The organism is Psychrobacillus sp. BL-248-WT-3 (assembly GCF_012843435.1).
Lineage (GTDB): Bacteria > Bacillota > Bacilli > Bacillales_A > Planococcaceae > Psychrobacillus.
Map to the genome: position 1 here is coordinate 26,201 of NZ_JABAFC010000033.1, position 15,215 is coordinate 41,415.

The 15,215-nt window shown below is 36.5% G+C and carries 15 protein-coding genes; 14 read left to right on the top strand and 1 reads right to left on the bottom strand.

Annotated features, from left to right (window positions below):
- Nucleotides 1-47 precede the first annotated feature (47 nt).
- The 7 genes from HF876_RS14765 to HF876_RS14795 all read left to right on the top strand — a co-directional run bounded on the left by HF876_RS14765 (nt 48) and on the right by HF876_RS14795 (nt 7,788).
- Nucleotides 48-1,454, top strand: coding sequence for an extracellular solute-binding protein (locus tag HF876_RS14765; protein WP_169360818.1), 1,407 nt, complete (start codon nt 48-50; stop codon nt 1,452-1,454).
- Nucleotides 1,455-1,668: 214 nt separating this feature from the next.
- Complete coding sequence (locus HF876_RS14770) at nt 1,669-2,310, top strand: YesL family protein (protein WP_169360819.1); 642 nt, start codon at nt 1,669-1,671, stop codon at nt 2,308-2,310.
- 205 nt (nt 2,311-2,515) lie between these two features.
- Nucleotides 2,516-3,412 (top strand): ABC transporter permease, encoded by an 897-nt coding sequence (locus HF876_RS14775; RefSeq protein ID WP_169360831.1) that lies wholly within the window; start codon nt 2,516-2,518, stop codon nt 3,410-3,412.
- 72 nt (nt 3,413-3,484) lie between these two features.
- Nucleotides 3,485-4,357, top strand: coding sequence for a carbohydrate ABC transporter permease (locus tag HF876_RS14780; RefSeq protein WP_169360820.1), 873 nt, complete (start codon nt 3,485-3,487; stop codon nt 4,355-4,357).
- A 65-nt stretch (nt 4,358-4,422) separates the two neighbouring features.
- Entirely contained in the window at nt 4,423-6,048 is a 1,626-nt protein-coding gene (locus tag HF876_RS14785) for an extracellular solute-binding protein (protein WP_251555969.1), read from the top strand.
- A gap of 577 nt (nt 6,049-6,625) precedes the next feature.
- The gene (locus HF876_RS14790) at nt 6,626-7,183 is read left to right on the top strand and encodes a hypothetical protein (protein WP_169360821.1); all 558 of its coding nucleotides are present in this window, start codon (nt 6,626-6,628) and stop codon (nt 7,181-7,183) included.
- Nucleotides 7,184-7,257: 74 nt separating this feature from the next.
- Nucleotides 7,258-7,788, top strand: a complete 531-nt coding sequence (locus HF876_RS14795) for an ATP-binding protein (RefSeq protein WP_481900292.1) — start codon at nt 7,258-7,260, stop codon at nt 7,786-7,788.
- A gap of 157 nt (nt 7,789-7,945) precedes the next feature.
- Here HF876_RS14795 and HF876_RS14800 read toward each other — a convergent pair whose 3' ends face one another.
- On the bottom strand, nt 7,946-8,842 hold the full coding sequence (locus tag HF876_RS14800; RefSeq protein WP_169360823.1) for an aldo/keto reductase: 897 nt from the start codon (nt 8,840-8,842) through the stop codon (nt 7,946-7,948).
- Nucleotides 8,843-8,910: 68 nt separating this feature from the next.
- Here HF876_RS14800 and HF876_RS14805 point away from each other — a divergent pair, with 68 nt between their 5' ends.
- The 7 genes from HF876_RS14805 (at nt 8,911) to HF876_RS14835 (ending at nt 14,746) form a co-directional block, all read left to right on the top strand.
- On the top strand, nt 8,911-9,453 hold the full coding sequence (locus tag HF876_RS14805; protein WP_169360824.1) for an NUDIX hydrolase: 543 nt from the start codon (nt 8,911-8,913) through the stop codon (nt 9,451-9,453).
- 55 nt (nt 9,454-9,508) lie between these two features.
- Nucleotides 9,509-9,976 (top strand): hypothetical protein, encoded by a 468-nt coding sequence (locus HF876_RS14810; RefSeq protein WP_169360825.1) that lies wholly within the window; start codon nt 9,509-9,511, stop codon nt 9,974-9,976.
- An 85-nt stretch (nt 9,977-10,061) separates the two neighbouring features.
- Nucleotides 10,062-10,502, top strand: coding sequence for a ferric iron uptake transcriptional regulator (gene fur, locus HF876_RS14815; protein WP_169360826.1), 441 nt, complete (start codon nt 10,062-10,064; stop codon nt 10,500-10,502).
- Between the two features lie 68 nt (nt 10,503-10,570).
- A complete protein-coding gene (xerD, locus tag HF876_RS14820) occupies nt 10,571-11,470 on the top strand; it encodes a site-specific tyrosine recombinase XerD (protein WP_169360827.1) in 900 nt (299 codons plus the stop codon).
- 72 nt (nt 11,471-11,542) lie between these two features.
- Complete coding sequence (gene deoB / locus HF876_RS14825; protein ID WP_169360828.1) at nt 11,543-12,721, top strand: phosphopentomutase; 1,179 nt, start codon at nt 11,543-11,545, stop codon at nt 12,719-12,721.
- 15 nt (nt 12,722-12,736) lie between these two features.
- Nucleotides 12,737-14,041, top strand: a complete 1,305-nt coding sequence (locus tag HF876_RS14830; RefSeq protein ID WP_169360829.1) for a pyrimidine-nucleoside phosphorylase — start codon at nt 12,737-12,739, stop codon at nt 14,039-14,041.
- A gap of 327 nt (nt 14,042-14,368) precedes the next feature.
- The gene (locus HF876_RS14835; RefSeq protein ID WP_346764087.1) at nt 14,369-14,746 is read left to right on the top strand and encodes a VOC family protein; all 378 of its coding nucleotides are present in this window, start codon (nt 14,369-14,371) and stop codon (nt 14,744-14,746) included.
- Nucleotides 14,747-15,215: the final 469 nt, after the last annotated feature.

A 15,215-nucleotide genomic window follows, 5' to 3' on the forward strand; every position in this document is an offset into this window, starting at 1 on the left:
GATTCATATCTTTATATAGCGCCAATTTTGGCAGGGGAGTTGTATGCATGATAAAACGACAAAGTGACTTTGAAAGTCGTTATAACAAGTTTATCCATGAGGTAAAACAAGAGATTATTACAGGGAAGATTAAACCTGGGGAATTTATATTGCCAGAAAATACATTAAGTAAAGAATATGCGCTTAGTCGAGTTTCCATAAGAAAAGCGTTAGCAGAGCTAGTGGAAGAAGGGCTTATAGAAAAAATAGCAGGAAAGGGAAACCGGGTAACCTTGCCTGACGACACACAAAAGCAAACTTTAACGCTCGGTTGGTTTTCTAACTCCTATGAGATTGAGATTATTAATCTAATCATTCAGAGATTTGAACAATTGAATCCTTATATTAAGATAAATCTTGAAATTTTACCAAATGATCAGTACGTTTATAACCTTATGCAGTCATTTAAACACGGTTCTGGCCCGGACGTTTTTATAGTTTCAGACTATCATTATAGACAGCTGATGGAGAAGGATCACTTAGATCTTATAGAACCCTATTTACCAGCGCATATAGATCCGATGAAGGATAGTTATCACCAAGTTTTTCAAATGTTTTCAACGGAAAACAAAATGCATGTAACCCCGTTTGTTTTCTCGCCAGTAATGATTTGCTACAACAAACGGATATTTGAAAAAGCAGGCGTTCTAAACGATTTTCATATAAAAGATTGGAATGATCTGTTAGAGGTGTCCCGAAAAACAACAAATGATCTAAATGAGGATAATTTAGTGAATGAGTATGGTTTTTGTTTTTCGTCCTCGACTAACAGATGGCCAGTTTTTCTATTACAAAATAAAGGAAGCTTTAAGGATTCCACAGGAACTAAGCCGGTGATGAACAGTAAGGAAAATATAGAAGCGTTAGAGTTTTGTGTTGATTTAATGTACAAACATCAGGTATCCCCTATTTTTTCACATGGTAGCAACGACCTCGCTGAGAACCTGTTTATGCGAGAAGGGGCAGCGATGATCTTAACTACCTATTATTTTATGAATGAATTCAGAGACCATAAGATACAATGGGATGTAATTCCACCGCCTAAAAATAAAGATGCAGGCACACTTTTACTTGGAGGGGCACTTGGTGTCCATGTAGATAGTCCAAATAAGCCAGCCGCACATGCACTGATCGATTTTATGGTTAGTGAAGAGGCGCAAATATTGATAAAGAAAAATGGATGTACGATTCCAATGCTGCGAAAGGTTGCAGAAGACAATAGACTCCTCCAGCCTGATATTCATCCAGAGCATTACAATGCCTTTATTGAAACGATGCCAGTCGCTAAAACGATCAAGGATTTACACCTAACGATTGAAGAATTTGAGTTAATTGAACGAGAAATGCATTTTTTATGGGCAAATATGGAGAAACCAGAGGAAACATGCCAAAGAATACAACAGCTTTTAGAATAAGATTAAGTAGTTTTAAAGGTAAATAATCATTTATTGGTATAAGAGATGAATTGAAATTCTAAGCGACTAGCCTGAGAATATGAATTCTATTGTATAAAAGTATGATTCTCTAATTGAATTCATAAAGTAATAAGAAATAAATAAGAGATTGTTGAAGATTTTAGATGGAGAAGATTGAATCTTTAAAAGGTTAGATAAACAAGAGGTGAATGGTATGGAGCTGACAGGCTGGAGAGGAACGCTATATCGATATATGGACTGGGGAATGCGGCTTGCCTATATAAATATCCTTTGGTTAGGCGGAATCATCTTAGGTCTAGGCGTTGTAGGTTTTTTCCCAGCTACAGTTGCTATGCTATCGGTTATACGCAAATGGAGCTATGGTGAAGAGGATATAAAAACCTTTCGTTACTTCAATGATATATATAGAAAAGAATTATTAAAATCTAATATCTATGGTTATATTTGGCTGATTATAGGCGTTATTCTTTTCGTAGATTTGCAGTTTTTTCGTAGCCTGCCAAATATAGCAGCCTTAATAGCATCATTTTTCTTCTTTATATTAGGTGTAATTTATTTGATCGCTTTATTGTATGCTTTTCCACTTTATGTCGGTTATCAGATGAAGCTTTCCCAGTATTTTAAGGATTGTATTTATATCGTTTTGGCCCATCCTTTGTTTGCGGTGTTCATGGTTTTAGGTTTTTATTTCCCCTATTATTTAGTCATGAAAATTCCTGGACTCATACCTTTTTATAGCGGAAGTTTAATAGGCGTTACTTTAATATTTCTATCCAATAAACTGTTTAAAATTATTGAATCAAAACAGCAAGAGCCCATTGAATATAAGAAATAAATAATTTTAGAAAAATATTGAATAAATGTAAAAATTAAACTAAAATTGGTAATATAAATACAGGTATTATACAGGTAAATAAATTGGCAAAAAGCTTCAAGGAAAGGGGAAATAAGTTATTGTTACTCAAAATAAAGACGCTGAGACAGTTGTTCCGACATTAGCTCACGTCAAGGAAAAACCAAAGCCCCCAAATAAAAATTCTATTAAGCAAAAACTGTGGCGGGATCGGTATCTATTGCTACTTCTTTTGCCAGGTGCCCTTTACTTTTTAATCTATCGATATATTCCGATGATTGGATTATTGTTAGCATTTAAAGATTATAGTCCATTCCAAGGATTTCTTAAGAGCCCTTGGGTTGGATTAAAACATTTTCAATCCATTTTTGAAGACTCGGAGGTTATACAAGTAATTTGGAATACACTTCAGATTTCCATGTTACAAATTATTTTTGCATTTCCTATTTCCATTATTTTAGCACTTATGCTGAATGAGTTAAGAAACCAAATGTATAAACGATTTCTGCAGTCTGTTGTATATATGCCTCACTTTCTTTCTTGGGTTGTGGTAGTTGGAATAACTGTTATCTTTCTACGAAGTGAAGGTTTAATAAATAACTTTCTTGGATCTTTTCTAGATATGAATCCTATACCTTTTCTAACGGATCCGGCACTGTTTAAACCGATTGTTGTATTGCAGGTCATCTGGAAGGAGTCTGGATGGGGTACTATATTGTTTCTAGCTGCCTTATCCGGCATCAGCCCTCATCTATATGAGGCAGCTGTCATGGATGGTGCGAGTCGCATGAGACAAATTTGGCATATAACATTGCCTGCATTAAAAAGTACGATTGTTATTTTATTAATCCTTCGTTTAGGAAACGTGATGGATAGTGGTTTTGAACAAATCTTTCTAATGCTAAATCCTTTTAATATGGAATCGGGTAATGTTCTCGATACGTATGTTTATTTTAAAGGAATACAGCAGGCGAATTTTAGTTTTGCAACCGCTGTTGGTCTATTTAAAGGAATAATTGGCTTGATTTTAGTGGTTCTTGCAAATAGGCTTGCTAAACGATTTGGTGAGGAAGGTCTATATTGACCATATGAAAGATTGAAAGATTCAAGATGACATGTCTTTATGGGAGACTCTCGTCTGGAAGGGGGTATGTTCATGTTTAGGTCTTCAGGGGAAAAAGTAATGGATTTTTTCAATGGTACAGTTCTCTTGATTATAGCAGCAGCCATGCTTTTTCCTTTTCTATATATTTTCTCGGTTTCGTTTTCTAGTGTTAGTGATGTATTAAATAGTGATTTCTTGTTATGGCCAAAGGAATGGGTGACTGATGCTTATACGTATATATTAGGCTCTGATCAATTTATTCGTTCGTTGTTCGTAACGGTCTATATTACTGTCGTTGGAACATTAGTAAATCTATTTTTTACTACGACGATGGCTTACTCGCTAACTAGAAATATTTTAGGGCAACGAACAATTCTTTTTCTAGTATTGTTTACGATGCTATTTTCAGCAGGGATGATCCCTACCTATATTATTGTAAAGGAAACGGGATTATTAAATTCCTTATGGGCTCTTATAATTCCTGTGGCGATTAGTCCATTTAATCTGATCATTATTACACAGTTTTTTAAAGGAATTCCAGAGGAACTGACAGAGGCGGCATTAATAGACGGTGCAAACGATATCCAAATATTTACTCGCATTATTTTACCTTTGTCGAAGCCAGCCTTGGCAGCATTCGGTTTATTTTACGCAGTAGGTCATTGGAACAGTTATTTCTCAGGGGTTCTATATTTAAATGATCCTGCAAAATGGCCGATTCAAGTAATTTTAAGGCAAATTGTAATAGTCAATGAGCCTAATGCGGCACTAGGGGGGCATGCAGCAATGCTGGAAAATCTTCCACCTCCTGAAACCGTTCAGATGGCTGCTATATTGTTAGCTACTTTACCGATTTTAATCGTCTATCCATTCTTACAAAAACACTTTGCTAAAGGAGTGATGCTTGGATCTGTTAAGGGGTGACTTTCTATCGCAATGGACATCGAGAATTTATTTACACCAGACAAAATAGTAATGGAGGGGTTAATGTGAGAAGTAAGCAGTGGTTTTATGGTTTTCTAATTCTTATCATTGGTCTAATTTTAGTAGCTTGTACCGATGAAAATGCCCAAACTGAACCAGCGAAAGAGCCGGAAAAAGAGACAAATAGTGCAGAACCAAACAAAGAGGAACCGGCAGTAGATCCGTTTGATCATACAGAAAAGTACACGATTACGGGAATGACATTTCGTTTCGGTGATCCACCACCACTGAAAAGCCCGGGTCTTGATATGATAAATGAACGCTTTAACGTGGACTATAAGCCGGAAATTATTCCTCAGGGAGACTATATTGAAAAGTCGTCTGCTATAGTTGCTTCTGGATCTATGCCAGACCTAATCGGATTTCCAGGAACAGACACTCGTTTTTATCAATGGGCAGAACAGGGAGCATTCCTGCCTTTAGATGATTATCTTAAGCATTATGACACACTAGGGAAAATCCCAGAATACGTTTACAACTCTTTTAAAGTGAACGGGAAGATCTATGGTATTCCACGTTACTCTCAACCGTACCCTGTAACACCAGTTATTCGTAAGGATTGGTTAGATAAGCTTGGTTTAGAAGTTCCTACTTCTTATGAGGAACTGGAGAAGGTAGCGATAGCTTTTACGAAGGAAGATCCAGATGGTAATGGAAAAGATGATACTTACGGCGTTGCAATTGGTGAAAATATTAACCCGAACTTTAATATGGGAACTTACTGGGACTTTAACGCTTGGTATCACCAAGATAAAGAAGGAAATTACATCCCAGGAATTATTTCTGACGGTAGAAAAGACTTGATCCAATTTTTTGCTAACCTTTATAAAGAAGGAGCGATGACGAAGGATTTTGCAGTTCTTGATTGGGCTAGCACGAACACGGAGTTTTACTCTGGAAAAGCTGGAATCTTTGTTGGGGGAGTTTCAGGTATGTCTGAAGCCTATTTCGAAGGTCTTTTAGCAGCAAATCCAGATGCACATTTAATAGCAATACCTCCTTTTGAGGCTCCAGATAAATCCAAGGGCTTCACTATTGGATCTGGTTATTCAGGTATTTTAGCTTTAAATGCTAACATGGCTGGAGACGAAGGTAAGATTTTCCGTGCTTTAGAAATGGTTGACTTTGGTAAAACATATTACCCAAGGGATACAAAAAATCCGGATAACGCTGATTTTGATTTCTATTTAGGTGGAGAAGGAAAAGGGTATAACATGGAAAATGGGCAGGCAGTTCAATTGCCAAACTTCTCATCTGATGGACTTTCACCTTCGACTTACTTCTTAGACAATCGTGAGCAAGTACCAGAAGATGCAAATATCACATATGCAGATGATTACAAAATGCCAGAAATGAAGGAAATGGTTCAATCTCTTCAGGAAATGTTTGAATCTAACAAGCTTTATGTAGATCCTTCATACGGAGTAATGTCTCCAACAAATCAGGAGAAAGGCACTGATTTAACACAATTCATCATGAACGAGCAAGCAAAAATGATTGCTGGCCAAAGACCAATCTCTGAATGGGATAGCTTGGTTGAGGAATACATGAAACGTGGAGGAGAACAAATTATTAAGGAAACGAACGAAGGAATTAAGGCAAAGGGTTACACAGAAAGAGAATGGAAATAATATAAAAAGAGAGCAGCTCCAAAAGTCATTTAAAGACTTTGGTGCTGCTTTTTTTTGAAATAGCTATGTAAAAGGGTATGGTTGATTAATGTTGCAAGGAATCTTTAAGTCAGAAAGTAGAATTGATTTTTCACACCAGCCGGACGCTTTTTCGCGGAGTGAGCGATAATCCATCACCCATCGCTTACGTGTGTGGCTGTGATGGCTTATGTGTCTCACTCATCCCTGCTTATGTCGCCGTCTGGTGCTCCAATCAATAAATGGGAACGGCTTTAATTCATCGATAAAGTGCTTATAAATTTACTTGCATAAACAAAATTTATGTTCTTAATAGTCATTTGAATGTCACTTCTGTAATGTTTACAATCACTTTAAAAAAAGAAGTTTTAATCAAAATTAACCAATAACTTTAAAAAGCTTTAGAAATAAACAAATATTGACTTCGTTTAAGAAATTTAACTTTCTAATGCAGAACTCTCATTTATTTATTGAATATTTTGAAACTAAAATTTTAGATATACGTAAATTTATGACGAGAAAGTTATTATACTTTCATATAGCAAAGGGGGAATGATTAATGAAGAAAAAATTACTTTTGGTTTTTATAGTGTTACTGCTACAGACAGGCTGCTCATATACTTTTAGCATAAATAGTACGGAGGACTTTATAGAAAGCGTTCCACATCCAAATTCAACTGAGATATTGGATAAACTGCAAAAGGAAGATTATGAAGTTGTGTTTTATGAAGATGAAACAGGATTCCGTACTGGATATAAAAAGTCGGTTGATGAATATTGGACACATACTGGAAACGGTGAGATAGATCCTGGTGACGGTATGGACTGGGTAATGTTTAATAATCCAAAAGTACCTTTAACATTGTTTGGAGGAATTATCACAAATGATCAAATTACAACCGTGCTTGTGAAGCAAAAAACAATAGAGAAGGGAGCTACAATTGTTGAGATTTCTGAAGGATTAAGATGTTGGTTTGTTACCTTTGATGCTTTAGAAGAAGCAGATGCTGGGGAACCCGACCCATTGAAAATCGAAGCATTTGATAGTAATGGAAATGTTTTATGGAAAGAGGGTGTTTATGAAGGTGGGCATTTTAGTGGGAAAATAACTAATTAAATTCTACTTTCTCATCCAATTACTTATAGAACTAATTAAAGAGCCGTTATACTATGTTATGGGGGACAAAACTAGTGAAAATACATATATTTGGTGCTTCTGGATCTGGAACAACTACCTTAGCGAAAGCATTATCCGATGAAATTTGCTGGACCCATTTGGACACAGATGATTATTTTTGGTTAACAAAATATACAGAGATAAGAGAACTGGAAGAAAGAAAAGACCTCCTGGAAAGAGATTTAAACTCACATGGAAATTCAATCTTATCTGGAGCAGTATGTGGTTGGGGAGAAGATTTAAAAACTTATTTTGATGTGGTCATTTTTTTATGGATACCACCGAATATTAGATTAGAAAGACTTGAAAAAAGAGAGTTTCAAAGATACGGAAATGATATTTTAGCAGGTGGACCCAAGCACGAACAATACAAGGAGTTTATGGAGTGGGCTGGGCTATATGATCATGCAGGAATGGAAGTGAGAAGTAAAGCTTTACATGAAGAATGGTTGACGACATTGACTTGTCCGGTTTTGCGGATAGAAGGAGATTATACAGTCCAAGAACGTGTAGATATGACAAAGAGCTTTTTGCAGAAAAAATAAGGATTACTAAAATAACCTACTAGATTACGACAATGACCAAGTAGTTTACTACAATCAGAAGCTATTTTACGACAATCAACTAACTATTTACGATAATCCTCCTTTTCATAAGAAAAGCTCCTTGATTTGAACAAATTCAAGGAGTCTATTGCTATTTTTATATTCGATGCTCTGTATAAGTAGATATTTTAGTTATTTCAGAAGCTTTTGCTAGTAATTCATCAGGTATCTTAGCTTGATACGCTTCAATTGTCTCCATTAATTGTTCAGATGAGCTTGCTCCAACGATTGCAGCACCACTTTGCAGGACATAGTGAAGAGCTATGCTAGTTAGTGATGCATCTAAAGACTTTAGTTCCCCTATCGTGTCTAGTAGCTCCTTGTTTGTATAAGAGAGGTAGTCGCCCGCTTTTTTAGCACGAATAAGCCCTTCATCTTCGGTCAGCATACCTTTTGCAAGCGAGCCTCTACTAAGCAGGGTAGTCCTGTTTTGTTCCAGTAAGTGTAACCACTCCTCTGGTCTTCTATCTAGCAAGCTATATTGCATCATAACCGATACTGCATTGCTTTTTTGTAGGAAGCGGTTAATAACATTCGGTCTGATAGAAGAGATGCCGTATTCTCTAATTAGGCCTTCCTTTTTTAAAGATTCCATCGTATCGATCACTTCATCCACATTGTCATCCATTGTCCCGCCGTGTAGCTGGTACACATCAATATAATCTGTTTGAAGGCGTTTTAGGGATTCATGTATCGCCGTTTGAATCCATTCTTTTGAGGCATCCCAATGCCAGCCATCACCATTTTCGTTTAGTCGATTACCGACCTTAGAGGCAATAACTATGTCCTGACGATGAGGTTTAAGAAGAGTACCTAGAATCTTTTCGTTTTCTCCACGGTCATACAAATCTGCCGTGTCATAATACGTAATACCATGTTCCATAGCCGTTTGAATAATCTTTTCGGCTTCTGTAATGTTTGTGGGTAGTGACATACAACCAAGTCCGATTTCTGAAATAGAGATTTCACTTTTTCCTAATTGTCTTTTTTCCAAGATTATCACTTCCTTTCCTACATGGTACAATGAGAATTAGATAGATTCAAATGAGAGGAAGAAAATTAATGAAAAAATTTGAAGAAAAAACAGTTACAACTGATTTAAAATATACTGGTCGAATTATTACATTACAGGTAGATGATGTTCTTTTACCGAATGGGAAGCAAGGTAAAAGAGAGATTGTGAAGCACCCGGGAGCAGTTGCAGTAATAGCTGTAACTGACGATAAAAAAATAATTTTAGTAGAACAGTATAGAAAAGCACTGGAACGCTCTATTATTGAAATACCGGCTGGTAAAATTGAGCCAAATGAGGCCCCAGAGCTTACAGCAATGCGAGAGCTTGAAGAGGAGACAGGCTATACTTGTAGTAATCTGAAGTATATACAATCTTTTGCAACCTCACCTGGATTTGCTGATGAGATTATACACCTTTACTTGGCTGAAAATATTGTGAAAATGGAGAATCCAGCTGATTTAGACGAGGATGAGTTCGTTGAATTATTGCATGTCAGTCTTGAAGATATGGAACAAATGGTAATCTCTCAACAGATCTTTGATGCAAAAACAGCTTTCGCGTATATTTGGTTAAAAGATTATTTAAAATAAGCATGTTTGAACCTAGTACAAGCATAAGATGAAAATAGATAGGGGGGATTCCAAGTTGAACCAGTCTTATACTATTTTCGTATCTTTTTGTGTACTAGTAGTTAGTTTTATAGGAGGATTAATACTTTTTGAACGTAGCTCACCAGAACAGCAGCAGTGGATTATCAACCTTTTGGATGCACGAGTCTTATTGGAAGGGCCACCTAGTTTCCTAGAGACGATTTTTCCTCACTTGATGATTGCGGTCGTTTTTTTCTTGTTTTATCAGCATCGCTACTTACAAAGATTCATCTTAGTCATTTGCGCATTCAAAATTACCTTTTATGGATTCTGTTCCAGTTTTTTGCTGCAAACTCAAGAAAGTACTTTTCCGTATGTATTTTGGTGGTTCCCATTTCAACTCGTCTACTGTATCCTATTACTTGCATTGGCAAGAAGAGTAAATCTCTTTACACTTGGCTTCTATATAATTACTATTATAATAGAGTTTATTCTTTTACCATTTATCGTATTTAATAATTAGTATTTATTAATAATTATTATTATGTGAATCTCTTGTAATGAGAAAACACTTCTTGTTATAATAGTGGTAGTTAAGGAGGCGTCATATGGAGAGCCGTATTGATCGTATTAAAAAACAATTATCTGGTGCGGGCTATAAACTGACGCCACAGCGTGAAGCGACAGTTCGAGTATTGCTTGAAAATGAAGAAGATCATTTGAGTGCGGAGGATGTTTTTCTACTAGTTAGAGAAAAATCACCTGATATAGGACTAGCGACTGTTTATCGAACATTAGAGTTATTAAATGAATTGAATGTAGTAGATAAAATTCAATTTGGAGATGGCGTATCACGCTATGACTTAAGACAAGAAGGCGCTGCACATTTTCATCATCATCTTGTATGTATCGAATGCGGAGCTGTGGATGAAATTCAAGAGGACTTGCTAGAGGATGTAGAGGCAATCGTGGAAAAAAGATGGAATTTTATTATAAAAGATCATCGTTTAACGTTCCATGGGATCTGCCATCGTTGCCAAGATAAATAACCAAAAAGGATAGCTAAAATATGCTATCCTTTTTTTAATTGCATAATTATTTAATAGGAGGTTTTTTGATGAAAGAGGGTCTGCTTCATTTAGAAGATTATTTGCATTTCCTCCGCATAGAACGACAGCTAGCAGAGAATACATTAGTTTCCTATAAAAATGATTTAACGGAATATTTAAAGTCTATATTTACCATACAGCAATTAAGTAGTTTATCAGTCGTTGAACGGCATCATATCATTTTACATTTAAGAGATTTAAAGGAACAAGGCAAATCAGCTCGAACAGTTTCTCGACATATTTCGTCTATCCGTTCCTTTCATCAGTTTTTGTTGCGGGATAAAGTGACAACAACCGACCCTACTATTCATTTAGAGCTTCCTCAACTAGAGCAGAAGCTACCGAACTTTTTGTCAGTTGAGGAGTTGAACACCCTTTTAGCGAGCATTGATGTGTCCAAGCCCCAGGGAGTGAGAGACCTCGCAATGTTTGAACTTATGTATGCAAGTGGTATGCGTATAAGTGAGTGTCTAAATTTAAATTTAGAGGATTTACATTTGTCGATGGGATTTGTCCGTGTGTTTGGTAAGGGAGGGAAGGAACGTATTATTCCACTTGGTGGAGCAGCATTGCGTGCCTGTAGCAATTATATCGAACATGCACGACCTGCACTACTCAAAAAAGAACGTACAGATGCTATTTTTATCAATCAAAGAGGGAAACGTTTAACAAGACAGGGAATATGGAAATTACTAAACAAGCATGTCCTTGCTGCTGGCATTAAAAAAGAAATTACACCACATATTTTACGGCATTCTTTTGCCACTCACTTGATTGAGAATGGGGCAGATCTAAGAGCTGTTCAGGAAATGTTAGGACATGCTGACATCTCTACGACACAGATTTACACCCACGTAAGTAAAAAGCGATTAAAAGAAGTTTACAAACAATACCATCCTCGTGCATAATGTCAGAGGTCTGACATTTATTTTCGGAGATTTTTTGGTACACTAATAAAGAACAAGTAGGAGGTAGAAATTATGGGAAAATTTAAACGTATACATGTCATTGTGATGGACTCTGTCGGAATTGGTGAAGCACCAGATGCTGCAGCCTTCGGTGACGTTGGCTCACATACACTTGGACACATTGCAGAAAAAATGAATGGATTGAAAATGCCAGAAATGCAAAAGCTAGGGCTAGGAAATATTGAAGCTATTAAAGGTATTGCTCCAGCAGATCAACCAACAGCTTATTACGGGAAGATGCAAGAAGCTTCTGTCGGTAAAGATACGATGACTGGCCACTGGGAGATTATGGGGTTAAATATCGACAAACCATTTAAAGTATATCCAAACGGATTTCCTGAAGAGCTTATCACTGCTTTAGAGGAGAAAACAGGGCGTAAGGTAATTGGTAACAAGCCAGCGAGTGGTACAGAGATTTTAGACGAGCTAGGGGAAGAGCATATGAAAACGGGAGCAATAATCGTTTATACTTCCGCTGATCCAGTTCTTCAAATTGCTGCACACGAAGAAGTGGTTCCATTAGAAGAATTATACCGAATTTGTGAAATCGCAAGAGAATTGACGTTGTCTCCTGAATTTTTAGTTGGTCGTATCATTGCACGTCCATTTATTGGAGAGCCAGGAAGCTTTGTTCGTACTTCAAATCGTCATGACTATGCTCTAAAACCGTTCGCTCGTACAGCAATGAATGAATTGCAAGATGCTGGTTTAGAAGTAATGGCGATTGGTAAAATTAATGACATTTTTAATGGGGAAGGTATTACTTCCACAGTTAGAACAAAAGATAACATGGATGGTATGGACAAATTTATCGTAACGTTGGATAAAGACTTTACAGGTATTAGTTTCTTAAACCTAGTAGACTTCGATGCTTTATATGGTCACCGCAGAGATCCAATTGGCTACGGTAAGGCTCTAGAAGAGTTCGATGCTCGCTTGAAGGAAGCGCTTCCTAAGCTAACAAGTGATGATTTATTAATCATTACAGCTGATCACGGAAACGACCCTACAATGCCAGGAACAGACCATACGCGTGAATTTGTTCCATTAACTGTTTATTCACCTAGATTTACAGAAATTAAAGAATTGCCTTTACGTATGACATTTGCAGATATAGGAGCAACAATTGCAGATAATTTTGATGTAAAGCCAACTGCATTTGGTGAAAGCTTCCTATCTTTATTAAAATAAAGGACGTGTATGAAAATGAGAATGAATGACATTATTGAAAAGAAAAGAGATGGCCATGCTCTAACAAAAGAGGAAATTAGTTTCTTTATTGATGGCTATACAAACGGTTCTATTCCTGATTATCAAGCTAGTGCATTACTAATGGCAATCTACTTCAAAGATATGAATGATGAGGAACGTGCCAACCTAACGATGGCTATGGTTAACTCAGGAGAACAAATTGACCTATCAGCGATCGAGGGTGTAAAAGTTGATAAGCATTCTACTGGTGGGGTAGGCGACACAACTACTTTAGTTTTAGGACCTCTAGTAGCTGCTTGTGGCGTTCCAGTAGCAAAAATGAGTGGACGCGGTTTAGGTCACACTGGTGGAACAATAGACAAGCTAGAAGCAATTGAAGGCTTCCACGTAGAATTATCTTCTGAGCAATTTGTAAAACAAGTAAATGAAATAAAAGTGGCTGTAATCGGTCAAAGCGGTAACTTGACTCCAGCAGATAAAAAACTGTATGCACTTAGAGATGTAACGTCAACAGTTAATAGCATTCCGCTTATTGCAAGCTCTATAATGAGTAAAAAAATTGCAGCAGGTGCTGGTGCAATTGTGCTTGACGTTAAAACTGGTGATGGAGCATTCATGAAAACGGCTGAAGATGCTCGTAACCTAGCAAAAGCTATGGTGCAAATCGGTAATAGTGTTGGACGTCAAACAATGGCAATTATTTCTGACATGAGTCAACCACTAGGCCGAGCAATCGGAAACGCTCTAGAGGTACAGGAAGCGATTGATACGCTTAAAGGAAATGGCCCAGAGGATTTAACGGAACTGTGCTTAACTTTAGGTAGTCAAATGGTTGTCGTTGGAGAAAAAGCAGAGACGTTAGAAGAAGCTCGAGCAATGCTGAAAAAGGTAATCGACGATGGATCTGCTTTAGAAATCTTTAAGCAATTCATCAAATGGCAAGGCGGAAATGAAAATGTAGTCGATAACACTGATTTGCTACCTAAGGCTGCTTTTGTTACAGAATTAACTGCTAAGGAAGCAGGCTACGTAACTTATATGGAAGCGGATGAAATTGGTACTGCAGCTATGTTACTAGGAGCTGGCAGAGCAACGAAAGAGTCAGAAATCGATTTAGCAGTAGGAATTATCCTTAACAAAAAGGTAGGAGATCGTGTAGAAAAAGGCGAATCACTAGCTACCATCCATGCTAACTCTGAAGATATCCAAGATGTTGTCAATAAATTGCACAAAAACATCCAAATTGAAGCAGCACAAAAAGATGCACCGCCTTTAATTTATGAAGTAATCACAGAATAACAGTAAAATCTTTCTCGAAATTGATAAGACCCTGATAACTTTACTAACATAAGGTTTTCAGGGTCTTATTTGTCTAATATTACAATCCTTCGTGATGGATTCATCGGTTGAACTACAGGAAATTGAAACTTTGATGTGCTCAGTTTCTACACTCAATAAAAAACATCATCACGATGTTTTTACTTTTCTTATTTCATTTAGGCGGTCTTCCAAGAAGGGATTAATACCCCTTTTGTTGAACCTATTTACTAAATGGACAGCTTAGTGGAAAAGGAACGAAAATAGAATGGGGGGGTAATTATAGCAAAGCGATGGGGATTTACATATATATTTTGTAACGACTTGGAGAAAATGAAGTGGTTTTACTCAGACATACTTCAGTTAATACTCATATGGGATGATAAAGGTTCCATAGGTTTTAAAATTGGTGAACACCAATTAAGTATTGATTACAATGAAGAATTTAACCCACCATCAAGCAAGTTTTCCATTCAACCAGGATGGAAAGGTGGAACAGAACCAAGGATAGGTTGGTCGTTAGAATGTGATAAAGATAATTATAAAAAAATTGTAAATTCTGTATTAAAAAATGATATAACAAAATATTACAATAAGCCCATATGGAAGGGATATTGGAGTTTTCCTATTTTAGACCCTATGAATAATACAATAGAAATTACATGTACTGAAAAGATTATGAACTAAAAATTACGACATGAATTTTTTAACATAGCCATTTTCTTCTAGAGGATAATTTATGTGTTTACCTTGAATGGTCAAAAGTTAATTGTAAGTCACTCACCTTGAGCTCATTTAACCCTGAGCTTATTTTAGGAAGAAGAGAAATTTATTCATTCATTTATATTTTTTAGAATCACTTTCATAAATTAGTGATTTACCATTCCCATACAACATATTCTCCTGTTGATTGAAGCGGCAGGCGGCGACTCCCTCTTAAAATGTAGTCGTACCAATGGTTTCATTACGTATTTTAAAGTGAAAAAAATTTTTTTAACTCGTCTAACTGATCTTTTGCGCCCTTATTAAACCACTTATTAAAAATATTGGAAACGAAGGCTGTGCTCCGCTAAAAATCTTGGTTAAAAATTCCATAAATATACTATTCTTGGATGCACTCTGTTTCTCTGCAGAACTTATGATGACGTACCCTCCC

Excerpts from the sequence above, each read along its gene's own strand:
- HF876_RS14765 (WP_169360818.1), top strand. The coding sequence starts at position 48 with ATGATAAAACGACAAAGTGACTTTGAAAGTCGTTATAACAAGTTTATC.
- HF876_RS14770 (WP_169360819.1), top strand. The coding sequence starts at position 1,669 with ATGGAGCTGACAGGCTGGAGAGGAACGCTATATCGATATATGGACTGG.
- HF876_RS14780 (WP_169360820.1), top strand. The coding sequence starts at position 3,485 with ATGTTTAGGTCTTCAGGGGAAAAAGTAATGGATTTTTTCAATGGTACA.
- HF876_RS14790 (WP_169360821.1), top strand. The coding sequence starts at position 6,626 with ATGAAGAAAAAATTACTTTTGGTTTTTATAGTGTTACTGCTACAGACA.
- HF876_RS14805 (WP_169360824.1), top strand. The coding sequence starts at position 8,911 with ATGAAAAAATTTGAAGAAAAAACAGTTACAACTGATTTAAAATATACT.
- fur (WP_169360826.1), top strand. The coding sequence starts at position 10,062 with ATGGAGAGCCGTATTGATCGTATTAAAAAACAATTATCTGGTGCGGGC.
- xerD (WP_169360827.1), top strand. The coding sequence starts at position 10,571 with ATGAAAGAGGGTCTGCTTCATTTAGAAGATTATTTGCATTTCCTCCGC.
- deoB (WP_169360828.1), top strand. The coding sequence starts at position 11,543 with ATGGGAAAATTTAAACGTATACATGTCATTGTGATGGACTCTGTCGGA.
- HF876_RS14830 (WP_169360829.1), top strand. The coding sequence starts at position 12,737 with ATGAGAATGAATGACATTATTGAAAAGAAAAGAGATGGCCATGCTCTA.